Origin of the sequence: Streptomyces sp. NPDC056734 (assembly GCF_042790455.1) — a bacterium.
GTDB lineage: Bacteria > Actinomycetota > Actinomycetes > Streptomycetales > Streptomycetaceae > Streptomyces.
On record NZ_JBHTZD010000027.1, the window covers coordinates 25,559 to 47,428 of the forward strand.

Sequence of the window (21,870 nt, forward strand, 5' to 3'; positions counted from 1 at the left end):
GGGCGGATCGTCCCAGGCGTCGCCGCCGGTGTTCTCGTTCGCGAAGTCTGTCGTCATCGACAGCCCCGGAGTCCGTGCCCGAAGAGGCAGGAGGACCCGGGAAGTGTTCACCGGAATCGTCGAAGAGCTGGGCGAGATCACCGCCGTCGAGAACCTCGACGACGCCTGTCGTTTCCGGCTCCGCGGACCCGTCGTCACCGAGGGTGCCCGGCACGGGGACTCCATCGCCGTCAACGGCGTCTGCCTCACCGTCGTCGAGCACGAGGGCGACGAGTTCACCGCCGACGTCATGGCCGAGACCCTCAAGCGCTCCAGCCTCGGCGCGCTCGCCGTCGGCTCCCGCGTCAACCTCGAACGGCCCACCGCCGTCGGCGACCGCCTCGGCGGCCACATCGTGCAGGGCCATGTGGACGGCACCGGCACGATCGTCGCGCGCACCCCCTCCGAGCACTGGGAGATCGTGCAGATCTCCCTGCCCGCCGAGCTGACCCGCTACGTGGTCGAGAAGGGCTCCATCACCGTCGACGGCATCAGCCTCACCGTCGTCGACGCGGGCGCCGACCACTTCACCGTCAGCCTGATCCCCACCACCCTCGCCCTGACCACCCTCGGCGTGAAGCAGCCCGGCGACCCCGTCAACCTTGAGGTCGACGTGATCGCCAAGTACGTCGAGCGGCTGCTCGCCGCAGGTCAGGGCACCGACCGGGTCCGGGACGCCACCGCCCCCCGGGAGGAGCGGTGAGCGGGCTGAACTCCGAGGCGTTCGCCCTGTTCGGCCAGCACATCATCTGGTCGGACATGATCGGCAACGTCCTCGGGCTGATCGCCCTCGCCCTCGGCTGGCGGCGCTCGCTGTGGACCTGGCCGGTGCAGTTCCTGTCCGGCCTGATCCTCTTCGGCGCCTTCTACGGCCACCTCACCGGCAGCGCGGGCAAACAGACGGTCGTCATGGCCGTAGCCCTCTTCGGCTGGTGGCAGTGGCGGCGCGGGCCCGGCCGCGGCCGGGACGGCCGGATCTCCGTCCGCTTCGCCACCTGGCGCGAGCGCGCCGCGATGCTCGCGACCGCCGCCGCCGGAACGGTCGCCGTCGCCCTGCTCTTCACGGCCTTCCCCAGCCTGTCCTGGGACCCCTGGCCGGACGCCTACATTTTCGTCGGCACGGTCGTCGCCATGTACGCCCAGGCGCGCGGCATGGTCGAGTTCTGGTTCGCGTGGCTGCTCGTCGACGCCGTCGGCGTCCCCCTCAACTTCGCGAACGGCTACGCCTTCTCCGGCTTCGTCTACGTCATCTACGGCGCACTCGTCCTGTGGGGCATGCGCGACTGGTGGCTGCGCTCCCGCAAGGAGACGCGGCCCGTCCTGGAAGGAGCGCCGGCATGACCACGGCACCGATCCTCTGCTCCACCGACGGCTTCGAGGACTTCGGGCTCGACCCGGTCGAGCAGGCCATCGCCGACATAGCGGCCGGCCGCCCCGTCGTGGTCGTCGACGACGAGGACCGCGAGAACGAAGGCGATCTGGTGATCGCCGCCGAGAAGGCCACCCCCGAGATCGTCGCCTTCATGATGAGCGAGTGCCGGGGCCTGATCTGCGCCCCCATGGAGGGCGACGAACTGGAGCGGCTGCACCTGCCGCAGATGGTCCAGGACAACACCGAGTCCATGAAGACCGCCTTCACCGTGAGCGTCGACGCCGGTGCCGAGCACGGCGTGAGCACCGGCATCTCGGCCGCCGACCGCGCCACCACCCTGCGGCTCCTCGCCCACGGCGACGCCGGGCCCGGCGACTTCGTGCGCCCCGGCCACATCTTCCCGCTGCGCGCCCGCCCCGGCGGCGTCCTGGTCCGCAACGGCCACACCGAGGCCGCCGTCGACCTCGCCCGGCTCGCGGGCCTGCGCCCGGCCGGCGCCATCGTGGAGATCGCCGGCGAGGACGGCCGGATGCTGCGGCTGCCCGAGCTGATCCCCTTCGCCCGCAAACACGGCCTGACGATCATCTCCATCGAGGACCTGATCGCCCACCGCCGGGCCGCCGAGCCCACCGTCCGCCGCGAGGCCAGGACCCGGCTGCCCACCGCCCACGGCACCTTCACGGCGTACGGCTACCGCTCGCTCGCCGACGGCGTCGAGCATGTGGCGCTGGTCCACGGCGACCTCGGCGCCGGCGAGGACGTCCTGGTCCGGATGCACAGCGAATGCCTCACCGGCGATGTCTTCCACTCCCTGCGCTGCGACTGCGGCCCCCAGCTGCGCACCTCCATGCAGCGCATCCAGGCCGAGGGCCGGGGCGTGGTGGTCTATCTGCGCGGACACGAGGGCCGCGGCATCGGCCTGCTGTCCAAGCTGCGCGCCTACGAACTCCAGGAGCACGGCCGCGACACCCTGGACGCCAATCTGGAGCTGGGCCTGCCCGCCGACGCCCGGGACTACGCGGCGGGCGCGCAGATCCTCACCGACCTGGGCGTGCGCAGCCTGCGCCTGATGACCAACAACCCCGACAAGACCGACGCCCTCGTCCGTCACGGCCTCGCCGTCACCGGACGCGAGCCGATGCCCGTCACCGCGGGCGAGCACAACCTGACGTACCTGCGCACCAAGCGGGACCGGATGGGCCACGACCTGCCCTGGCTGGACACCCCCGCCGACCCGGCGGCCACCTGCGGCAACCAGTGAACCCACCGAACCCACCGAACCGAACGCACCACCACACCAGAGGAGTCAGCGGAACGTGAGCGGCAACGGCGCACCGGAGCTGTCCGTACGCGATGTGGGTGACCTGCGGGTCGCCGTGATCGCGGCGCAGTGGCACGAGAAGGTGATGGACGGCCTGGTGGAGGGCGCGCTGCGCGCCCTGCGCGACCTGGGCATCGGCGAACCCACCCTGCTCAGGGTCCCCGGCAGCTGGGAACTGCCGGTGGTGGCCAGGACCCTCGCGGGCCGCGGCTACGACGCGGTCGTCGCCCTCGGGGTGGTCATCCGCGGCGGCACCCCGCACTTCGAGTACGTCTGCCAGGGCGTCACCCAGGGCCTCACCCAGGTCGCCGTGGACACCGGCGTCCCGGTCGGCTTCGGCCTGCTCACCTGCGACACCGAGGACCAGGCCCTGGACCGCGCCGGACTGCCGGGCTCCAGCGAGGACAAGGGCCACGAGGCGGTGACCGCGGCCGTGGCCACGGTGGCCGCCCTGCGCTCAGTATCCGAACCGGGCCGTCAGACCGGTCGGCGCAGCGCGTAAAGTGGGCGCCACCATGTCCAAGAAGACGTTCGAGGAGCTGTTCACCGAGCTCCAGCACAAGGCCGCCCACGGCGACCCCACCACCTCCCGCACCGCCGAACTCGTCGGCAAGGGCGTCCACGCCATCGGCAAGAAGGTCGTGGAGGAGGCCGCCGAGGTCTGGATGGCCGCCGAGTACGAGAGCAAGGACGCGGCGGCCGAGGAGATCTCCCAGCTGCTGTATCACGTGCAGGTGATGATGGTCGCGCGCGGCATCTCCCTGGACGACGTCTACGCCCACCTGTAAGCCAGCCGCACCCCCCTTTTCCCGCCTCACACGAAGGAAGCCGACCTCATGCTGCGCATCGCCGTCCCGAACAAGGGTTCCCTCTCCGGGCCTGCGGCGGACATGCTGCATGAGGCCGGCTACCAGCAGCGCCGCGAGTCCAAGGAACTGCGGATCGTGGACCCGGTCAACGAGGTCGAGTTCTTCTACCTCCGCCCCCGCGACATCGCGATCTACGTCTCCTCCGGCCGCCTCGACATCGGCGTCACCGGCCGCGATCTGCTGATCGACTCCGGCGCCGGCGCCGAGGAGATCCTCCCGCTGGGCTTCGCCCGCTCCACCTTCCGCTACGCCACCAAGCCCGGCATCGCGGGCGGCGTCGCCGACCTCAGCGGCAGGACGGTCGCCACCTCCTACGAGGGCATCGTCGCCAAGCACCTCGCCGACAACGGCATCGACGCCTCCGTCGTCCACCTCGACGGCGCCGTCGAGACCGCCATCGAACTCGGCGTCGCCGAGGTCATCGCCGATGTCGTGGAGACCGGCACCTCGCTGCGCAACGCCGGCCTGGAGGTGATCGGCGAGCCCATCATGAACTCCGAGGCCATCGTGATCCGCCGTACCGGCGCGGACATCGAGGAGCCCAAGGTGCAGCAGTTTCTGCGCCGCCTCCAGGGCGTCCTGGTGGCCCGGACGTACGTGATGATGGACTACGACATCCGCGCCGAGCACCTCGAAGAGGCCGTCGCGATCACGCCCGGGCTGGAGGGTCCGACCATCTCCCCGCTGCACAATGAGGGCTGGGTCGCCGTCCGCGCGATGGTCCCCTCCAAGGACGCCCAGCGGCTCATGGACGACCTCTACGACATCGGCGCCCGCGCCATCCTGACCACCGCCATCCACGCCTGCCGGCTCTGACGGGCGCGACAGCGATGCCGGAGGAGACCGTGATGCCGGAGGAGACCGTGATGCCGCAGGAATCAGCGATGCCGGAGGAGACCCCCGTGTCCACGCCCAGCGCCCCCGCGACGCGCCCCCTGCCCGTCACCTTCCGCCCCACCCGCACCCGGGCCGTCCTGCTCACCGCCGCCGTCACGATCTTCCTCGTGGTGTCGGCGATGGCGCTGCTGCTCGACCGGCTCAGCACCGCCGAGCGGATCAGCTTCGTGTTCACGGCGCTGATGCTGTCCTGTGTGGTGCTGGTGCTGGCCCGCCCGAAGGTCGTCGCCGACGCCACCGGGGTCACCGTCGTGAACTTCGCCGGCAGCCGCCGCCTGGCATGGGCCGAGATCGTCGGGGTCAATCTGCGCGTCGGTGACCCGTGGGTCTTCCTCGATCTGAGTGACGGCACCAGCCTCGCCGTCATCGGGATCCAGCCCGGCATCGCGAAGGAGCAGGCCATCGCCGACGCGCGCGCCCTGCGCGCCCTGGTCGAGGACCGCTCCGGACACCCGGCCGGCGCGGCGCACGACTGACCGGGCCGCGTCCACCCTGCCGCGGTCACAGGTGTCGTGATTAATCTGGTGGTGGAGGCGTTTCGCTGCGCCCCCGCCCCTGCGCCGCCGCCCGGCGCGCGGGGGTTCCTGCTACCCGAGGAGTGACCCCCTCCGGCGATGGACGGATCGTCCTGTAGTACCTGCGCCGCCCCCTGTCGACCCAGTGCCCGGCGCACTGGCATCCAGGCCGAGGCGGCGGCATCATGACCCTCCCCCTGCTGCTGCTCGCAGCCGCGTTCCTGCTGATTCTCGCCAACGGCTTCTTCGTCGCCGCCGAGTTCGGCCTCGTCACCGTCGAGCGCCCGGACGCCGAGCGGGCCGCCGCGACCGGCGACCGCCGCGCCGCCACGGTGGTCGCCTCCCTCAAGGAGCTGTCCTTCCAGCTCTCCGGCACCCAGCTCGGCATCACCCTCACCTCCCTGGTCGTCGGCATGCTCGCCGAACCGGCCCTCGCCCGGCTCCTGGACGGCCCGCTGCTCGCCACCGGCCTGCCCGAAGGGGTGGTCCCCGGCGTGGCCGTGGTCGTCGGCATGCTGCTGGCGTCCGCCGTGCAGATGGTGGTCGGCGAACTCGTACCGAAGAACTGGGCGGTGTCCCGCCCCCTTGAGGTCGCCCGGTTCGTGGCCGGACCGCAGCACCATTTCGCCCGCCTCCTGCGGCCGGTCATCGCCGGTCTCAACGCGGTCGCCAACCGGCTGGTCCGCGCCCTGGGCTTCGAACCCGCCCACGAGCTGGCCTCCGCCCGCACCCCCGGCGAACTCGTCTCCCTGGCCCGGCACTCCGCCCGGGCCGGCACCCTGGAACAGGACACCGCCGACCTGTTCGTGCGCACCCTGTCCCTCGGCGGGCTGACCGCCCAGCATGTGATGACCCCCCGGGTGAAGGTGGCCGCGCTCCAGGCGTCGGCGACCGCCGAGGACGTCGTCAACCTGGTCCGCGCCACCGGCCTGTCCCGGTTCCCCGTGTACCGGGAGCGGATCGACGAGATCGAAGGCATGGCCCACCTCAAGGACGCCCTCGCGGTGCCGGCCCACGACCGGCTGCGCACCCCGGTCGCCCGGATCGCCCGCCCCGCGCTGCTGGTCCCCGAGTCCCTGCCGGTACGGCCGCTGCTCGCCCGGCTGCGCAGCGAGCAGCCCATCGCGGTCGTCGTCGACGAGTACGGCGGCACCGCCGGGGTGGTCACCCTGGAGGACATCGTCGAGGAACTCGTCGGCGAGGTCCGCGACGAGCACGACGGCCAGGACCTGCCCGAGCTGTGTCCCGCCCCGCCCGAGGACGGCCGGCCCGCCTGGGACGTCGACGGCAGCTGCCGCGTCGACACCCTCCGCAAGATCGGCCTCCAGCCGCCGGAGGGCCCCTACGAGACGGTCGCCGGGCTGGTCGCCGATCTGCTGGGCCGGATCCCGGCCGTCGGCGACCGCACCGAGCTGCCCGGCTGGCGACTGGCCGTACGCCAGGTCGGGCACTACCGCGCCGAGCGGGTCCGCCTGGTGCAGGCCGCGCCGGTGCTGGAGGCGGCCCGGTGAGCGTGCTCCAGCTTCTCTTCGCCGGGCTGCTGGTGCTGGCCAACGGCTTCTTCGTCGGCGCCGAGTTCGCCCTGATCTCGGTCCGCCGCAGCCAGATCGAACCCCTCGGCACGGCCCGCGCCCGCCAGGTCCTGTACGGCCTGGAACATCTGCCGCAGATGATGGCCGCCGCCCAGTTCGGCATCACGGTCTGCTCGCTGACCCTGGGCGCGGTGGCCGAACCGACCGTGGCCGATCTCCTGGAACCGCTGTTCGCCTGGATACATCTCCCGCACGCGATGATCCACCCGCTGGGCTATGTCATCGCGCTCGCGGTGGTGGTCTTCTGCCATCTGGTCATCGGCGAGATGGTCCCGAAGAACCTGGCGATGGCCGCCCCCGAGAAGGCAGCCCTGTGGCTGAGCCCCGGCCTGGTCGCCTTCGCCCGGCTGTGCCGGCCGATCACGGTGACGCTCGGCGCCTGCGCCGAGGCCGTGCTCCGGCTGTTCCGGGTGGAGCCGAAGGACGAGGTCGAGGCCGTCTTCACCAGCGAACAGCTCAACCGCCTGGTCGGCGACTCCGGCCAGGCCGGACTGCTCGACCCCGAGGAGCAGGAACGCCTGGAGGACGCTCTGGAACTGGGCTCCCGCCCGGTGACGGACGTCCTGCTGGCCCGCGACTGCCTGGTGACGGTCGACCCGTCGGTCACCCCGGCCCGGATCGTCGGCCTCACCGCCCGCACCGGCTACTCCCGCTTCCCGGTGGCGGTGGAGGACGGCGCCTTCATGGGCTACATCCACGTCAAGGACGTGCTCGACGAGGAGGACTCGGCGCGGGCGGTCCCCCAGCAGGTGTGGCGCCCGATGACGACCCTGCGCCCGGACCTCCCCCTGGACGACGCCCTGACCGTGATGCGCCGGGCGGCCACCCATCTGGCCCAGGTCGCGGACGCGTCCGGCAAGGTGCTCGGCGTGGTGACCCTGGAGGACGTACTCGAACTGCTGGTCGGGGAGGTGACCGACCCGGCCCACCCGGCGGCGAGACTGCCGGAGCAGGTGCTCGCCACGTAGGTCGCGGTCGCCGCGGGCGGGGGTGCGGGGGGCGGGGGTGCTCCACGTCCCCCGCCCGCGGCGAAGGTGTCACAAAGCGGACGGATCCTGTGGTCCCCGACCCGACAGCACCTCTCCGTACGCCTGCATCAGATCCGGCAGCCGGAGGGTCGCGAGGTCGTCCCGGGACAGTGTGCCCGGGTATCCCGACAGCCGCAGATCCCGGTACGCGCAGCTCTTCTCGTACAGCGTGCGCAGAAACCGCCCGTTGCCCAGTTCGTCGATCCACCCCTGGTCGACGACGTGCCCGGCGATCGACCGCAGCTCGTCCAGCGCCTCCTCGTCCCACACGTCCCCGTTCTCCGCCGCGAGCACCTCCCCGATCGAGGTGAGTTCCAGGGGGCGGTACGAGGGGAAGTCGACGCGCGTCGTGAAGCGGGACGACAGTCCGGGGTTCGCCGTGAGCAGCCGGTCCATGCCCTCCGGGTACCCGGCGAGGATCACCACGAGATGGTCGCGGTTGTCCTCGGCCCGCTTCAGCAGCACCTGGAGCGCCTCGTCGCCGTACGCGTCCCCCTTGCCGTAGCCGGAGTTGGACAGCGAGTACGCCTCGTCGACGAAGAGGACACCGCCGAGCGCGGAGTCGATCAGCTCGTTCGCCTTGACGGCGGTCTGGCCCAGATACTCGCCGACCAGATCGGCGCGCTGGGCCTCCACCAGATGGTCGCCGCCGAGCAGGCCGAGGGCGTAGAAGACCCGGCCCAGGATGCGGGCGACGGTGGTCTTGCCGGTGCCGGAGGGGCCGGAGAAGACGAAGTGGCGTTTCGGCGGCTGCACCGGCAGCCCCTGCCCGGCCCGCAGCCGGGCCATGTTCAACTGTGCCGACAGGGCCTTGACCTGCCGTTTCACCGGCTCAAGGCCGACCATGCGCTCCAGCTCGGCGAGCGCCTCGTCAAGTAACGCGGCATCGGTCGGCCCGGCCGGCAGTGGCTGTTCGGGCCCCGGTGACTTGGCCCGCACCACGGGGTCCGGCACCGACGGCACCGGCCCGGCCGGCGCCGGACCGCCCGGACCGACCGGCTCGGTCAGCTTCAGATTGCGGTCCTCGCCGCCGAACAGCGGATCCAGCCCGTCCCCGTCGAAGCCGTCCGGCCCGGCGCTGGTCAGGGTGAGCGCCGCGAGCCCGTCCGCGTCGTCGTACCCGTCGCCCTCGGCGATCGCGGCGAGCCGGGCCGAGGTGTCCATGAACGCGGGGTCGACCCGGTGCACCGCCCGGTACAGGGGGAGCGCGGCGGCGCTGCGCCCGGTGCCCTCGTGCGCCCGCGCCAGCCAGTAGCGCAGCTCCTTGCGCTGCGGCTGCTCGCTGCGGCAGCGCATCAGGGCCGCCGACAGCAGCGGCTCGGCCTGTCCGTACATCTCAAGGCGGACCCGGGCCATCCCGCCGAACAGGCCCGCCTCGATACCGAGCAGCTGATCGCCGAGAAGCGGGTCGGTGTGCCGTACCAACTGCTCCCAGTCCTTGACCAGATATGACCGGCAGGCGTGCAGAAAGCGCACCTGCGGGTCGGTGTCGACCGGCGGGAGCCCGGCGAGCGCCCGGTCCAGCTCGGGGACATGCCGTCCGTCGAGCCAGTGCGAGGCGTGCGCGAGCAGCAGATCACGCGGATTCTCCAGTACCGGCTGCACCCACCAGCCCAGCCAGTACCAGGAGTTGAGTGTCCGGCGGTGCCGGGTGCGCTGTTCGCCGAAGCGGTCCTGGTGCCGGTACATCCGCAGCAGCGCGGTCGTGGTGTCGACCCGCAGCGCGTGCAGTCCCAGCCAGCCGTCCGCCATGCCGGGGTCGATCCTGACCGCGGTCCGGAACTCCTCCTCGGCCTGCGGATAGGCGCCCATCGTGTAGGCGTCCACGCCTCTGAGCCAGGCCAGATCGGCCGGGGCCTCGGGGCCGCCCTGCGTGCCGAAGTCCATCACGTCCCCCCACAAACCGTGCCCCCGTCGGTGTCCCACCGGGCCGTCGCCCGGTGGCCGTCGGCCCCGCCAACCGCTGTGCCGCGGACCGGAGTTGCCAGGTGCGCGAAGCAGCCGTCCGAAGGCCGCACCGAGGGCATGGTACCCGCGGCGGCACGGCCCGCCGTAGGGTGCCGCACAGGCCATTCGGCGAGGTGGGAGCAGAGACCCGGCAGACCCGGCGCGGAGCCGAGCGGACACGGCACGGCGCACGCGGTGACCGAGGGTGAGCGGGAATCAGCGCCTGGCGCACGAAAAACGCCGAAAACGAGGGGGAAAAGAGGGGGAGGGCAGAACGAAGCCCCCGATCACGGGGGAACAACCGGGGGCTTCGCGTCCTGGGGCGGCCTCGATTGGCCGCACATTGAGAACGTAAGTCCTGTACGGCCCTTGGGTCAAGCCGAGTTGAGGCACCGGCACAAGTTGGGGCGCAAGGGTCTTCACAAGTTCAACACATTGGCGTGGAGTCGTCACCCTCGGTCACAATCTGGTCTGGACCTGCACTCATCACAGACCCCGGCAGCACCAGGTACCCCGTGGGCAACTGCCGCACCAGCGCCTCGGCGTGGGGCCGCGAGGGGTCCTCGGCGAAGTGCCGCCGTTCCGCGGCGACCCACCCGGACCAGAACTCCCGCTGCTCCGCCCCGTCCCGCGTCCGCCCCCGCGCCCACGCCGTCTCGTGCGGTACGTCCATCCACAGCAGCCGCGCCAGATACGGGCGCAGCGCGCGCCGGCCGGCGCCGACCCCCTCGACGATCACCACCGGCGCGGCGGGCAGCGCCCTCGGGGTGCCGAAGGCGCGGGCGTGCCAGTCGTAGGGGGAGTAGCGCGCGTCCTCGCCGTGGGCGAGCGGAGCGATCACCTGGTCCAGCAGGCGGCCGGTCCAGCCGAACAGCTCGGCGTGGCTGGCGATGTCGTCCAGGTGCAGGACGGGCACGCCGCCCAGCGCCTCGGCCAGCCGCCCGGCGAAGGTGGTCTTCCCGGAACCGGCGTGCCCGTCCACCGCGATGAGCCGCACGGGGCCGCAGGAGGGCGGGAGTGCGCGCAGGGTGCCGGCGAGGGTGGACAGGGGGGATCCCTCCGAAGGGCCGGATGGGCCGGGCGGGCCAGACGGGTGGGACAGGTCGGGCCGGGTGGTGCGGCCGGTGTCATTCGGGCGGGGCATCTCACCATCATCGCTGGTACGGGCCGGGCGGAGCCGAACAGGGCCACCCGGGACATGCCAATGGACTGAACCAATATTGGTGCCCGGCACACGCTCGCGGGTGCTGGCCGCGCCCCTCCCCGGCGGCCATAGTTGCCCCACGCGGTCGGACCGGCCGCGCCCGTCCCGGACTCCTGGGGGTCGCACACCCATGCGCCGTGCCGATATCCGCCGTGCCGAAGAGCCGTCCCGCAGAACCGTTCTGGCAGCGACCGTGGCCGCCGCCGTCGCGGGCGGCGCCGGGTCCGCCTCCGCCGCCCCCCGCGGCGGCGGGGACGGCGGCGGCGCTCCGGCCCGCCCGGTCGACAATCGGGCCTGGATCTCGTACGACGACTGGTGCTCCGGTGTCGCGCGCGGTACCTCGGCGGTGTCCGGGGACCGTCCCGGCCTGGTGCTCGCCACCCCGGCGGGCACCGTCGACCACCGGGATCCGCACACCGGGACGACCGCCGCCTGGGAGTACGGCACCTGGACCTCGCCCGTGCACCCGCTCATCGTGCCCGCCACCGAGGTCATCGTGTCCTGGAACGCGCACACCACGCCCGGCACCTGGCTCCAGACCGAGCTGACCGGCACGTACACGGACGGCACGGAGACACCCTGGTACGTGATGGGCCGCTGGGCGGCAGGCGACGAGGACATCCGGCGGACCTCCCTGGACGACCAGAGCGACGGCAGGAGCAGCGTCTCGACGGACACCTTCGGGATCGACGACCCGGCGTCCGGCCTGCGCCTGGCCTCGTACCGGCTGCGGCTCACCCTGTACCGCAGGCCGGGCACCCGGCTCACCCCGACCGTGTGGCGGGCGGGCGCGCTGGGCTCCGACGTCCCCGACCGCTTCACCGTCCCGGCGTCCGTGCCCGCGCTCGCCGCCGAACTGACCGTGCCGCGCTATTCCCAGGAGATCCACAAGGGCCGGTACCCGCAGTACGACAACGGCGGCGAGGCCTGGTGCAGCCCCACCTCCTCGCAGATGATCATCGAATACTGGGGCGGCGGGCTCACCGAGGAGCAGCTGTCCTGGGTCGACCCGGCCTACACCGACCCGCAGGTGTGCCACGCGGCCCGCCACACCTACGACCACCAGTACGCGGGGTGCGGCAACTGGCCGTTCAACGCCGCCTATGCCGCCACCTTCGACGGGCTCCAGGGCGTGGTGACTCGGCTGGGCTCGCTCACGGACGTGGAGACCCTCATCGAGGCGGGCATTCCGGTCATCACTTCCCAGTCCTTCCTGGAGTCGGAGCTGACCGGCGCCGGGTACGGCACCGCCGGGCATCTGATGACGGTGATCGGCTTCACCGCCGACGGCGATGTGATCGCCAACGACCCGGCCTCGCCCGGCAATGACGCCGTACGGCGGGTCTACCGGCGGCGCGAGTGGGAGAACATCTGGCTGCGGACCAAGCGCTACAACGCCTCCGGCAAGGTGGCCTCCGGCACCGGCGGGGTCTGCTACCTCTATTTCCCGGCCCGCCTCAGTACCCGGCAGCGCACGGCGCTCGCGGCGGTGGGGGTGCGCTGACCGGCCGCTGACCAGCGGCTGATCAGAAGGTCGATCGGGCTGCCGGTCGTTCGGTGGACGCCCTGCGCCGCCCGGCCGGGGGCGTCCGCCTGTGACCAAGCTCTCCGCCGCGCCGGTCGCCGGCGGTGGCACAGTGGACGGATCGGCGAGCCGCCGACGGGGGAGACCACCACCCGCACGACCAGAGCGAGACTGCCCATGACCGCGCACTCCAGCACCACCCGAGCCGGTGCCCGCACCCGTACCGGCGGCCCCAGGGCGGACGGCCCCAAGATCGTGGAGCACCTCGTCGGCTGGACCCTCGTCGTGGTCGTCGCGATGCTGATCACCCAGCTCGGCCTGGTCTGATCCCGCGCCCGGCGATGCCGTGCGGCGTGACCGGCCGTTTCCGCGTCCTTGATCTCCGGCGCGGACCGACCTGGCATACTGCTCACTCCCGCAGCCCGGATGAGACCAGGGTCGAATGTGAGTACCAGTCAGCGGCGTGACGCCGCCTCCCGTCCCCGGGCCCGTGGCACCGAGCGCTCGCTGGCCCGCCGGGCCGAACTCATCGCCATCGGGCGGAAGCTGTTCGCCGACACGTCCTACGACGCCCTGTCGATGGACGACATCGCCCGCCAGGCCGGGGTCGCCAAGGGCCTGATCTACTACTACTTCCGGTCCAAGCGCGGCTACTACCTGGCGATCATCCAGGACGCGGTGTCCGAGCTGGTCACCTCCGCCGCCGGTGGCCCGGACCGCAACCCGGTGGACCGGGTGCACCGCACCATCGACGGCTATCTGCGCTACGCCGAGCACCACCAGGCCGCGTACCGCACGATCGTCAGCGGCGGCGTCGGCTTCGACACCGAGGTGCAGGCCATCCGGGACGGGGTGCGCGAGGCGATCGTCGAGACCATCGCCGAGGGCGCCTACGGGCGGCGGGAGATCGCGCCGGTCGCCCGGGTGGCGCTGATCAGCTGGATCTGCGGGGTCGAGGGGGCCGTCCTCGACTGGATCGCCCGCCCGGTCCTGACCCGCGACGCGATGTGCCGGCTGCTGGTCAAGACCCTCGGCGGCACCCTCCGCGCGGTGGAGGAGATGGACCCCTCCCACCGTGCCCCCGGCCCCGCCCGCCGGGACGGGGTGCCCGCGCCCCGGGAGGGCTGAGCGGGTTCCCGGAGGGCTGATCGGCTTACGGGAGCCGACCGCCGGAGCCTCGCCACCGGGGCCGGAACAGCCGGGGGGCCGGAACAGCCTTGGGGCGGGGATCCGCCGATCCCCGCCCCAAGTGTCCGTGGTGCGTGTTACTTGATGGCCTTGATCAGCTCACCGTTGGCGGTGTCGCCGCTCAGCTCCCAGAAGAAGGTGCCACCGAGGTCCTGCTGGTCCTTGTACTTCATCTTGGTGTTGATGGTGCCGGGGGTGTCGTAGCTCCACCAGTCGTCACCGCACTTGGCGTACGCGGCGCCGCCCACCGTCCCGGTCGCGGGGCAGGTCTCCTTGAGGACCTTGTAGTCCTCGAACCCGGCCTCGTACGTGCCGGTCGCCGGCCCGGTCGCCGTGCCGCCGGGCTCCGCCTGGGTGACGCCGGTCCAGCCGCGGCCGTAGAAGCCGATGCCGAGCAGCAGCTTGGAGGACGGGATGCCGAGGCTCTTCAGCTTGGCGATGGTCGCCGCGGCGTTGAAGTCGGCGTTGGGGATGCCGGGGTAGGCGGTGAGCGGCGAGTGCGGCGCGGTCGGGCCGGCCGCGGCCCAGGCGCCGAAGAAGTCGTACGTCATCGGCAGGTACCAGTCGACGTACTTCGCGGCGCCCGCGTAGTTGGCGGCGTCGATCTTGCCGCCGGCGCTGGCGTCCGCGGTGATGGCGGCGGTGACCAGGTTGCGCTTGCCGAACTCGGCGCGCACGGCCTTCATCAGCGCGGGGAAGGACTCCCGGCCGGTGGTGTCACAGGTGAGACCGCAGGCGTTCGGGTACTCCCAGTCGATGTCGATGCCGTCGAAGACGTTCTTCCACTGCGAGTTCTCGACCAGGTCGTAGCAGGACTCGGCGAACGCGGCCGGGTCCTGCGTGGCCTCACCGAAGCCGCCGGACCAGGACCAGCCGCCGAACGAGTACAGCACCTTGATGTGCGGGTACTTCTTCTTCAGTTCGAGCAGCTGGTTGAAGGTGCCCTTGAGCGCCTGGTCCGCGGTGTCCGCGACCCCGTCCACCGACTCCTCGGCGGTGTAGGCCCGTTCGGTCGCCGCGTAGCTGTCGCCGATCGTGCACTTGCCGTCGACCACGTTGCCGAAGGCGTAGTTGATGTGGGTGAGCTTCTTCGCGGAGCCCGACGTGACGATGTCCTTGACCAGATAGTCGCGGCCGTACGTGCCCCACTCGGTGTAGTAGCCGATCACCTTGTCGGAGCTCTGGCCGGACGGCGCCTTGGCCGCCGCCGGCTCGGACTTCGCCGTGGCGGTGCCCGCCCCGGCCAGCAGTCCGGCGCCGAGAACGGTCGTACACACCGCTGCCACGAGCGCCCTGAATCTGACGCGGGGGCGGGGGAGGGATCGCATCGAGAGGTCTCCTGAGGAAAGGGGGAAGAGAGCGCGGGCCGATTGGCATGAACGCGAAGATGCGGCGATTGACCGGAACCTTAGGAGGACTAGACCAGTCGGGTCAATGGTTCGGACCAATTTCGGCCACAGTTGGTTTCCTGGGGTGAGCGGTCGTCAACAAGTGACGCCGTCTGCCCGATCGGGCAGACTCACAGCGCGCAGCCGCCGGTCAGCCGCTTCCGTGACCCGGGAGCGCGATGACCTCGGCCGGCGCAGGGAAACCCGGCGGAGCGGCCACCACCCGAGGCGACGCCCGCCGCAGTGCCCGCGAGGGAGGAGAGCGTCGCCATGCCCGACCGCGCCCAGCCGGTGGACCGGCAATTGCCCACCGACGAGGCCCGCGAGCTGATCTCGCTGGTCCGTGACATCGCCGCCCGCGAGATCGCCCCGAAGGCGGCCGAGGAGGAGGACGCCGGACGCTTCCCGCGCGAGGTCTTCACCCTGCTCTCCCGCTCCGGCCTGCTCGCCCTGCCCTACGCCGGTGAGTACGGCGGCGGGGACCAGCCCTACGAGGTCTACCTCCAGGTCCTCGAAGAACTCGCCGCCGCCCGGCTGACCGTCGGCCTCGGCGTCAGCGTCCACTCCCTCGCCTGTTACGCCCTCGCCGCCGACGGCACCAAGGAACAGCAGGCCGAGCATCTGCCCGCGATGCTCGGCGGCGGCCTGCTCGGCGCGTACTGCCTCTCCGAGCCCTCCTCCGGCTCCGACGCCGCCGCGCTGCGCACCCGGGCGGTCCGGGACGGCGACGGCTGGGCGATCACCGGCACCAAGGCGTGGATCACGCACGGCGGGATCGCCGACTTCTGCACCGTGCTGGCCCGCACCGGCGAGCCGGGCGCCCGCGGGATCACCGCCTTCCTGGTGCCCGGCGACGCCGAGGGCCTGAGCGCGGCGGCGCCCGAGCGGAAGATGGGCATGAAGGGTTCCCCGACCGCCCAGATCCACCTGGACGGCGTACGCGTTCCGGACAGTCGGCGGATCGGCGAGGAGGGCCAGGGTTTCGCCATCGCCCTGGCCGCGCTGGACTCCGGGCGGCTCGGCATCGCGGCCTGCGCCATCGGTGTCGCCCAGGCGGCGCTGGACGAGGCCGTGGCGTACGCGGCCGGGCGGCGCCAGTTCGGGCGGCCCATCGCCGACTTCCAGGGGCTGCGGTTCCTGCTCGCCGACATGGCGACCCAGATCGAGGCGGGCCGCGCCCTGTACCTCGCGGCGGCCCGGCTGCGCGACGCGGGCCTGCCGTTCGCCAAACAGGCGGCCATGGCCAAACTGCACTGCACGGACACGGCCATGAAGGTCACCATCGACGCCTTGCAGATTCTCGGCGGCTACGGCTACACCGCCGACTTCCCGGCCGAGCGCTATCTGCGCGAGGCCAAGGTGCTCCAGATCGTCGAGGGCACCAATCAGATCCAGCGGATGGTCATCGCCCGCCACCTTGCGGGTCCCGAGACCCGCTGAACTGCCCCGCCCTGACCTGCGGCGCCGCGAGCCGGACCCACTCCGGATCGTGGCGCCCCGGCAGGGTGCGCCCGCGATGCTCCCAGGTGAGCATCAACTCCCGGAAGATCGGCGGGTCCTGGTGCTGCTGCGGCGACAGCGGGACGTACCGCTGGGGGGCACGAGGCGCGTGCGGGCCGCGCGGAACCGATTCTGCGGGGACCGGTACAAAAATCTGGCGCTGACGCCCGGTCGTGGACTGTCTGGGGGTCATACCAGGGCAACGCGCCCGACCGGGGACAGGTCACCGAACGCCGGAATCGACCGTGAGTTCGTCAGCACGACACGCCGGGCTTCCCGCCCGTAGCGCGGGTCCCTGCTCCTCGCCGTCGACCGCTGTGCCGTGCGCGCCGCGACGGGGGGCGTACGTCGTCCTCCCCGGGTACGACAAAGCCCGCCGCGACGCGCCCCGCGCCTGGGCGGGCGCCGAGCGCAGCGGCGTCCCGGTGGCGCGCCGTGATGAATGTCGCTTGGGGTCGCGATGGATGCCGTACGAGGCCGCCCCGCCGGTACCGCGCCTGGGCGAACGCCGAGCACGGCGACATCACGGTGCCGCGCTGCGACGGAGGCCGTGCAGGAGGAGCCGGAGGTCGCCAGGTCGGCGTACCGGCTCGGCCGTACGGCCAAGTACCCATCCGGGCGGCGGACTTGCCCGGCCCGCCCCGGGGGTGCGGCGGCGCTGCCTCGGCCGGTCCGGGACCACCGTGCGCGCCATGCGGTCCTGGAGGACACGTCCCCACCCTGGATGCCTGGCCGCGGCACGCGAGTGTGATGCCGCGTGTGGCCCGCCGCAGGCGTACCGCGCTGCGGTCGCCGTCCCGGGGCAGCCTGATCCCCACCACGGCGTCCTGCGGGCCGTGGTGGACGGGCATGACCGGGATGGAGTGGAGGGACGGCGGACCCGGCGTCGGGGCGGGCCGTGCGGGCCGTGTGACGTCGCGTCGGACGCGGTGGAGAAAGGTTCAGGCGGCGTGGCGGCGCATCACCGGGACGCGCATCGGGCGCGAGCCCGGACCGCCCACGTGCGAGAAGGGCTGGGTCCGCCAGTCGAGCCCCTGCGGAAGCGTCAGCAGCAGGGCGGTGTCCTGCTCCTGCGGCTCGACGGACTCGTCGGCGGGACGGGCGTCGGCGGCCTGCCGGCCGGTGCCCGCGCAGACCGTGAGGCCGAACGGGTTCCACGGCGAGACGCACAGCGCGTGCTCCGGCAGAAACTCCTCGTCCGCCAGGAGCGCGATGGGCTGCGCGCAGTCCGGGCAGATCACCCGGAACATCTCGAAGGTGTCGTACGCGTCGAGTTCCTCCGCGTCGAAGTCGTCGGAATCGACGCCCTCCGGCACGATCTCCAGGACCGGCTGCTGCCGCTTGGGCGCGGTGCGACCAGGGCGCTTAAGACTCTGCATTGGGTTCTCCCCCTCGGGCTGGGCCGTGAAGGCGCTGCGGCCTCGACCACAGCAAGCACTTCCCGTCCGCTCTTCCGGGTAATCACGAGACCATCACGAAGGGCTCTGAGGGCTTGTGGTGTTCGTCACATGCCGTCCGCAGGTGCCCGCCACAGTGAAAGCGACCGGCCCGACGGCCCCCGGCGGCTCACCGATCGCTCCCGCGCACATCACGAACAGGGCATGACCTGTACCTCTCAGCTATCCGTGGAGATCAACGGCACTGTAGGTTCTCCGCCATGGAGGAGCTGGACCGTCATATCGTGCAGCTGCTCGTCAAGGACGGGCGAATGAGCTACACAGACCTGGGCAAGGCCACGGGCCTTTCCACGTCGGCCGTGCACCAGCGGGTGCGCCGGCTCGAACAGCGTGGCGTCATCCGCGGCTACGCCGCCGTGGTCGACCCCGAGGCCGTCGGACTGCCGCTGACCGCGTTCATCTCGGTCAAACCGTTCGACCCCAGCGCCCCCGACGACATCGCCGACCGCCTCGCCGGGGTCCCCGAGATCGAGGCGTGCCACAGCGTCGCGGGCGAGGAGAACTACATCCTCAAGGTCCGCGTGGCGACCCCGCACGAGCTGGAGGAACTCCTCGCGCGACTCCGCTCGCTGGCGGGCGTGTCGACCCGGACGACGGTGGTGCTGTCGACGCCGTACGAGGCGCGACCGCCGAAGATCTAGCCCGCGCCGGGCGCCCCCGGAGCTGCCCCGATGGCGTCGCCCTCCCCGGCGGGAGAGAAACTGTCCGGCATGAGTGAACGCACGGTTCTGCTGCGCCGCGGTGAGGTCCACAGCCCCGCCGATCCCTTCGCCACCGCGATGGTCGTCGAGCACGGCGCCATCGCCTGGGTCGGCTCCGAGGGCGCCGCCGACGCCTTCGCGGACGGCGTGGACGAGGTGATCGACCTCGACGGCGCACTGGTCACCCCGGCGTTCACCGACGCCCATGTGCACACCACCGCCACCGGCCTCGCCCTCACCGGCCTCGATCTGACCTCCGCCGCCTCCCTGGACGCGGCCCTGGCCCGGGTACGGGAGTTCGCCGCCGCCCGCCCCGGCGACCGCGTGCTGCTCGGCCACGGCTGGGACGCGTCCCGCTGGCCCGGCGGGCGCCCCCCGACCCGCGCCGAACTGGACGAGGCGACCGGCGGCCGGCCGCTCTACCTCAGCCGTATCGACGTCCACTCGGCGGTGGTCAGCACCGCCCTGCTCGACCTGGCCGCCGGGGACGTACCACGCGAGGACGTCCCGCTGACCGCCGCCGCCCACCACACCGTGCGCGCCGCCGCCCTCGCCGCCGTCACCGACGCCCAGCGCACCGAGGCCCAGCGCGCCGCGCTCGCGCACGCCGTCTCGCTCGGGATCGGCTCCCTGCACGAGTGCGCCGGTCCCGACATCTCCTCCGAGGACGACTTCACCGGCCTGCTGCGGCTCGCCGCCGAGGAGCCCGGCCCGCGGGTCGTCGGCTACTGGGCCGAGCAGGACGTCGACAAGGCACGCGCGCTGGGCGCGCTCGGCGCCGCCGGGGACCTGTTCGTGGACGGCGCCCTCGGCTCGCACACCGCCTGTCTGCACGCCCCCTACGCCGACGCCCCGCACACCGGCATCGCCCACCTCGACGCCGGGGCCGTCGCCGCCCATGTCGCCGCCTGCACCGAGGCCGGTCTCCAGGCGGGCTTCCACGCGATCGGCGACGCCGCCGTGACGTCCGTGGTCGAGGGCGCGCGCGCCGCCGCCGAGAAGGTCGGCCTCGCTCGCGTCCGTGCCGCCCGGCACCGCGTCGAGCACGCCGAACTGCTCACCCCGGACACCATCGCCGCCTTCGCCGAACTGGGCCTGACCGCCTCCGTCCAGCCCGCCTTCGACGCCCTGTGGGGCGGCACCGACGGCATGTACGCCCGACGCCTGGGCGCCGAGCGGGCCCGCGCCCTCAACCCCTTCGCCGCCCTGCTGCGGGCCGGTGTCCCGCTCGCCCTCGGCTCCGACAGCCCGGTCACCCCGATCGACCCGTGGGGCACGGTCCGCGCCGCCGCCTTCCACCGCACGCCGGAGCACCGGATCTCCGTACGCGCCGCCTTCACGGCGCACACGCGGGGCGGCTGGCGGGCGGTCGGGCGCGACGACGCCGGGGTGCTGGTGCCGGGCGCGCCTGCCGACTACGCGGTGTGGCGCACCGGCGAGCTGATCGTGCAGGCCCCCGACGACCGGGTCGCCCGCTGGTCCACCGACCCGCGCTCCGGCACCCCCGGCCTGCCCGACCTCACCCCTGGCACCGAACTGCCGGTCTGTCTGCGCACGGTGGTCGGCGGACGGACGGTGTTCGTACGGCCGGGCGAGTGATCTCCCGGGGCCGCGGGCGGCGCTCCCCGCCCCGCCGCCCCGTCGTACGACCTGCGTGTCCTGGCCGCCCACCGCCGCGAACTGTTAAGACCCGCAGGTCGTGAGAGGTATTGACATCCGGCCGCCCCGGGCGGGTAGGTTCGGCCGGGTCCACCACCGGACGCCCGACCGGGGAGGGTCCGCACGCTCGCCGGGGCGCCACTGGGTCAGGGCCGGTACCGAACCGGGGCACCGGCCACGGGAGCCAGGCGCAGTGCCCGCGCCACAGCGAGGGAACGTTCCGGCCGGTCGGCAGGTGTGACCCGGATGGGGTCCGGCCGCTCAGTAGACAACGGCTTTCGGTCGATCCGCAGCCAGCGGGTGCCGGGCCGGCCCGAAGGGTGCCGGGCCCCCATCCGCCGTCCCCGCGGCGCCCGCGCGCGATCTCCCCCGCGCGCGCTCGGGCACGGCTCTTGTGGATTCGCGCCGGGCATACCAACGTGCTGTCACGTCATCGCAGGCCGCGGCCACTATGGTGGACGCCTGCGTACGGACTCGAAGGGGCAGCAGTGAACGACGGTGACGGGACGCCGGTCACACCGGCCCAGAGCGGGCGTTTCGGGCCGCTCGGCACGGCTCTGGTGATCATCCCGACCTTCAACGAGGCGGAGAACATCAAGTCCATCGTCCGCCGGGTGCGCGAGGCGGTCCCCGAGGCGCATGTCCTGGTGGCCGACGACAACAGCCCCGACGGCACGGGCAAACTCGCCGACGAGCTGGCCGCCGAGGACGAGCGGGTCCACGTACTGCACCGCAGGAGCAAGGAGGGCCTTGGCGCCGCCTATCTCGCGGGCTTCCGGTGGGGCCTGGAGCGCGACTACGGCGTACTGATCGAGATGGACGCCGACGGCTCCCACCAGCCCGAGGAACTGCCCCGGCTGCTCACCGCGCTCAAGGGCGCCGACCTGGTGCTCGGCTCGCGCTGGGTGCCCGGTGGGCGGGTGGTGAACTGGCCGCGCACCCGCGAGCTGATCTCGCGCGGCGGCAGCCTGTACTCCCGGGTCCTGCTGGACGTCCCCATCCGCGATGTCACCGGCGGCTACCGCGCCTTCCGCCGCGAGACCCTCCAGGGACTGGGCATGGCCGACGTGGCCTCGCAGGGCTACTGCTTCCAGGTCGACCTCGCCCGTCGCGCCATCAAGGCCGGCTACCACGTGGTCGAGGTCCCCATCACCTTCGTCGATCGCGAGCTGGGCGACTCCAAGATGAACCGGGACATCCTGGTCGAGGCGCTGTGGCGGGTGACGCTGTGGGGCGTGGGGGAGCGCGCGGGAAGGATCGTCGGCCGCCCGGGCCGCCCCGTCGAGCCGCCGGGGCGACCGACACCGTGAGGCTGCGTCGCCCTGCGGTGCGGTCTCGCTCCGCGGGTGTTGTGAGGCGGCGTTGCCTGGTGGAGGCGGCGGGCACGCGGGTTTCGTTGGGCCGTGTCGCCCTGCGGTGCGGTCTCGCTCCGCGGGTGTCGTGAGGCGGCCTTGCCCGGTGGAGGGATCGGGTCCGTGGGCGTCGTTGGGCGGCGTCGGCCTGGGGCTCAGGCGGGCCGCGCAGGTGTCGTGAGGCCGTGTCGCCCTGCGGAGGAGTCGGCTTCGTGGGTGTGGTGAGGCCGTGTCGACCCGTGGAGGAGTCGGCCTCGCAGGTGTGGTGAGGCCGTGTCGACCCGTGGAGGAGTCGGCCTCGCAGGTGTGGTGAGGC

Annotated in this window: 20 protein-coding genes; 16 read left to right on the forward strand and 4 right to left on the reverse strand. The window is 72.5% G+C overall.

Features of this window, described 5'->3' with window-relative positions:
- Positions 1-103: 103 nt before the first annotated feature.
- From ACFRFC_RS32110 to ACFRFC_RS32150, 9 genes are all read left to right on the forward strand, one after another.
- Positions 104-742: a riboflavin synthase gene (locus ACFRFC_RS32110; RefSeq protein ID WP_382693098.1), complete on the forward strand. Its 639-nt coding sequence runs from the start codon at positions 104-106 to the stop codon at positions 740-742.
- Entirely contained in the window at positions 739-1,380 is a 642-nt protein-coding gene (locus ACFRFC_RS32115) for a nicotinamide riboside transporter PnuC (protein WP_382693100.1), read from the forward strand. The genes ACFRFC_RS32110 and ACFRFC_RS32115 overlap by 4 nt, the downstream gene beginning before the upstream one ends.
- Positions 1,377-2,672, forward strand: coding sequence for a bifunctional 3,4-dihydroxy-2-butanone-4-phosphate synthase/GTP cyclohydrolase II (locus ACFRFC_RS32120; RefSeq protein ID WP_382693103.1), 1,296 nt, complete (start codon positions 1,377-1,379; stop codon positions 2,670-2,672). Before ACFRFC_RS32115 ends, ACFRFC_RS32120 begins: the two co-directional genes overlap by 4 nt.
- Positions 2,673-2,727: 55 nt before the next feature.
- Positions 2,728-3,234, forward strand: a complete 507-nt coding sequence (gene ribH / locus ACFRFC_RS32125) for a 6,7-dimethyl-8-ribityllumazine synthase (protein WP_382693105.1) — start codon at positions 2,728-2,730, stop codon at positions 3,232-3,234.
- A 13-nt stretch (positions 3,235-3,247) separates the two neighbouring features.
- Positions 3,248-3,520: a phosphoribosyl-ATP diphosphatase gene (locus ACFRFC_RS32130; protein ID WP_382693108.1), complete on the forward strand. Its 273-nt coding sequence runs from the start codon at positions 3,248-3,250 to the stop codon at positions 3,518-3,520.
- Positions 3,521-3,568: 48 nt separating this feature from the next.
- Positions 3,569-4,417 carry an ATP phosphoribosyltransferase gene (gene hisG, locus ACFRFC_RS32135; protein WP_382693110.1) on the forward strand — a complete coding sequence of 283 codons (849 nt, stop codon included), beginning with the start codon at positions 3,569-3,571 and terminating at the stop codon, positions 4,415-4,417.
- Between the two features lie 68 nt (positions 4,418-4,485).
- Positions 4,486-4,974: a PH domain-containing protein gene (locus tag ACFRFC_RS32140; protein ID WP_382693144.1), complete on the forward strand. Its 489-nt coding sequence runs from the start codon at positions 4,486-4,488 to the stop codon at positions 4,972-4,974.
- A 224-nt stretch (positions 4,975-5,198) separates the two neighbouring features.
- Positions 5,199-6,524 (forward strand): hemolysin family protein, encoded by a 1,326-nt coding sequence (locus tag ACFRFC_RS32145; protein ID WP_382693111.1) that lies wholly within the window; start codon positions 5,199-5,201, stop codon positions 6,522-6,524.
- Positions 6,521-7,573 carry a hemolysin family protein gene (locus ACFRFC_RS32150; RefSeq protein ID WP_382693114.1) on the forward strand — a complete coding sequence of 351 codons (1,053 nt, stop codon included), beginning with the start codon at positions 6,521-6,523 and terminating at the stop codon, positions 7,571-7,573. The genes ACFRFC_RS32145 and ACFRFC_RS32150 overlap by 4 nt, the downstream gene beginning before the upstream one ends.
- 69 nt (positions 7,574-7,642) lie before the next feature.
- On the opposite strand, the gene ACFRFC_RS32155 is transcribed toward ACFRFC_RS32150, so the two are convergent.
- Positions 7,643-9,520: an AAA family ATPase gene (locus tag ACFRFC_RS32155; RefSeq protein WP_382693117.1), complete on the reverse strand. Its 1,878-nt coding sequence runs from the start codon at positions 9,518-9,520 to the stop codon at positions 7,643-7,645.
- Between the two features lie 487 nt (positions 9,521-10,007).
- Positions 10,008-10,724 (reverse strand): uridine kinase, encoded by a 717-nt coding sequence (locus ACFRFC_RS32160; protein WP_382693119.1) that lies wholly within the window; start codon positions 10,722-10,724, stop codon positions 10,008-10,010.
- 205 nt (positions 10,725-10,929) lie between these two features.
- On the opposite strand from ACFRFC_RS32160, the gene ACFRFC_RS32165 reads away from it, so the two are divergent.
- The 3 genes from ACFRFC_RS32165 to ACFRFC_RS32175 all read left to right on the forward strand — a co-directional run bounded on the left by ACFRFC_RS32165 (position 10,930) and on the right by ACFRFC_RS32175 (position 13,437).
- The gene (locus tag ACFRFC_RS32165) at positions 10,930-12,288 is read left to right on the forward strand and encodes a peptidase C39 family protein (RefSeq protein ID WP_382693146.1); all 1,359 of its coding nucleotides are present in this window, start codon (positions 10,930-10,932) and stop codon (positions 12,286-12,288) included.
- Positions 12,289-12,486: 198 nt separating this feature from the next.
- Positions 12,487-12,636, forward strand: coding sequence for an SCO1431 family membrane protein (locus ACFRFC_RS32170; protein ID WP_382693122.1), 150 nt, complete (start codon positions 12,487-12,489; stop codon positions 12,634-12,636).
- A gap of 99 nt (positions 12,637-12,735) precedes the next feature.
- Entirely contained in the window at positions 12,736-13,437 is a 702-nt protein-coding gene (locus ACFRFC_RS32175; protein WP_382693124.1) for a TetR/AcrR family transcriptional regulator, read from the forward strand.
- 137 nt (positions 13,438-13,574) lie between these two features.
- Here the strand turns inward: ACFRFC_RS32175 and ACFRFC_RS32180 are convergent, their stop codons facing one another.
- Positions 13,575-14,825, reverse strand: coding sequence for a glycoside hydrolase family 18 protein (locus ACFRFC_RS32180; RefSeq protein ID WP_382693125.1), 1,251 nt, complete (start codon positions 14,823-14,825; stop codon positions 13,575-13,577).
- Positions 14,826-15,155: 330 nt separating this feature from the next.
- On the opposite strand from ACFRFC_RS32180, the gene ACFRFC_RS32185 reads away from it, so the two are divergent.
- The gene (locus tag ACFRFC_RS32185; protein WP_382693127.1) at positions 15,156-16,325 is read left to right on the forward strand and encodes an acyl-CoA dehydrogenase family protein; all 1,170 of its coding nucleotides are present in this window, start codon (positions 15,156-15,158) and stop codon (positions 16,323-16,325) included.
- Between the two features lie 1,001 nt (positions 16,326-17,326).
- Here the strand turns inward: ACFRFC_RS32185 and ACFRFC_RS32190 are convergent.
- On the reverse strand, positions 17,327-17,764 hold the full coding sequence (locus tag ACFRFC_RS32190; RefSeq protein WP_382693129.1) for a hypothetical protein: 438 nt from the start codon (positions 17,762-17,764) through the stop codon (positions 17,327-17,329).
- A gap of 278 nt (positions 17,765-18,042) precedes the next feature.
- Here ACFRFC_RS32190 and ACFRFC_RS32195 point away from each other — a divergent pair, with 278 nt between their 5' ends.
- The 3 genes from ACFRFC_RS32195 to ACFRFC_RS32205 all read left to right on the forward strand — a co-directional run bounded on the left by ACFRFC_RS32195 (position 18,043) and on the right by ACFRFC_RS32205 (position 21,512).
- The gene (locus tag ACFRFC_RS32195) at positions 18,043-18,483 is read left to right on the forward strand and encodes an Lrp/AsnC family transcriptional regulator (protein ID WP_382693132.1); all 441 of its coding nucleotides are present in this window, start codon (positions 18,043-18,045) and stop codon (positions 18,481-18,483) included.
- A 69-nt stretch (positions 18,484-18,552) separates the two neighbouring features.
- Entirely contained in the window at positions 18,553-20,142 is a 1,590-nt protein-coding gene (locus tag ACFRFC_RS32200; RefSeq protein ID WP_382693134.1) for an amidohydrolase, read from the forward strand.
- A gap of 548 nt (positions 20,143-20,690) precedes the next feature.
- Positions 20,691-21,512, forward strand: a complete 822-nt coding sequence (locus ACFRFC_RS32205) for a polyprenol monophosphomannose synthase (RefSeq protein WP_382693135.1) — start codon at positions 20,691-20,693, stop codon at positions 21,510-21,512.
- The last annotated feature ends 358 nt before the right edge of the window (positions 21,513-21,870 follow it).

Coding starts and splice junctions, on each gene's coding strand:
- ACFRFC_RS32120 (WP_382693103.1), top strand. CDS start 1,377: ATGACCACGGCACCGATCCTCTGCTCCACCGACGGCTTCGAGGACTTC.
- ACFRFC_RS32130 (WP_382693108.1), top strand. CDS start 3,248: ATGTCCAAGAAGACGTTCGAGGAGCTGTTCACCGAGCTCCAGCACAAG.
- hisG (WP_382693110.1), top strand. CDS start 3,569: ATGCTGCGCATCGCCGTCCCGAACAAGGGTTCCCTCTCCGGGCCTGCG.
- ACFRFC_RS32140 (WP_382693144.1), top strand. CDS start 4,486: ATGCCGGAGGAGACCCCCGTGTCCACGCCCAGCGCCCCCGCGACGCGC.
- ACFRFC_RS32145 (WP_382693111.1), top strand. CDS start 5,199: ATGACCCTCCCCCTGCTGCTGCTCGCAGCCGCGTTCCTGCTGATTCTC.
- ACFRFC_RS32155 (WP_382693117.1), bottom strand. CDS start 9,520: ATGGACTTCGGCACGCAGGGCGGCCCCGAGGCCCCGGCCGATCTGGCC.
- ACFRFC_RS32160 (WP_382693119.1), bottom strand. CDS start 10,724: ATGCCCCGCCCGAATGACACCGGCCGCACCACCCGGCCCGACCTGTCC.
- ACFRFC_RS32170 (WP_382693122.1), top strand. CDS start 12,487: ATGACCGCGCACTCCAGCACCACCCGAGCCGGTGCCCGCACCCGTACC.
- ACFRFC_RS32175 (WP_382693124.1), top strand. CDS start 12,736: ATGAGACCAGGGTCGAATGTGAGTACCAGTCAGCGGCGTGACGCCGCC.
- ACFRFC_RS32180 (WP_382693125.1), bottom strand. CDS start 14,825: ATGCGATCCCTCCCCCGCCCCCGCGTCAGATTCAGGGCGCTCGTGGCA.
- ACFRFC_RS32185 (WP_382693127.1), top strand. CDS start 15,156: ATGCCCGACCGCGCCCAGCCGGTGGACCGGCAATTGCCCACCGACGAG.
- ACFRFC_RS32190 (WP_382693129.1), bottom strand. CDS start 17,764: ATGCAGAGTCTTAAGCGCCCTGGTCGCACCGCGCCCAAGCGGCAGCAG.
- ACFRFC_RS32195 (WP_382693132.1), top strand. CDS start 18,043: ATGGAGGAGCTGGACCGTCATATCGTGCAGCTGCTCGTCAAGGACGGG.
- ACFRFC_RS32200 (WP_382693134.1), top strand. CDS start 18,553: ATGAGTGAACGCACGGTTCTGCTGCGCCGCGGTGAGGTCCACAGCCCC.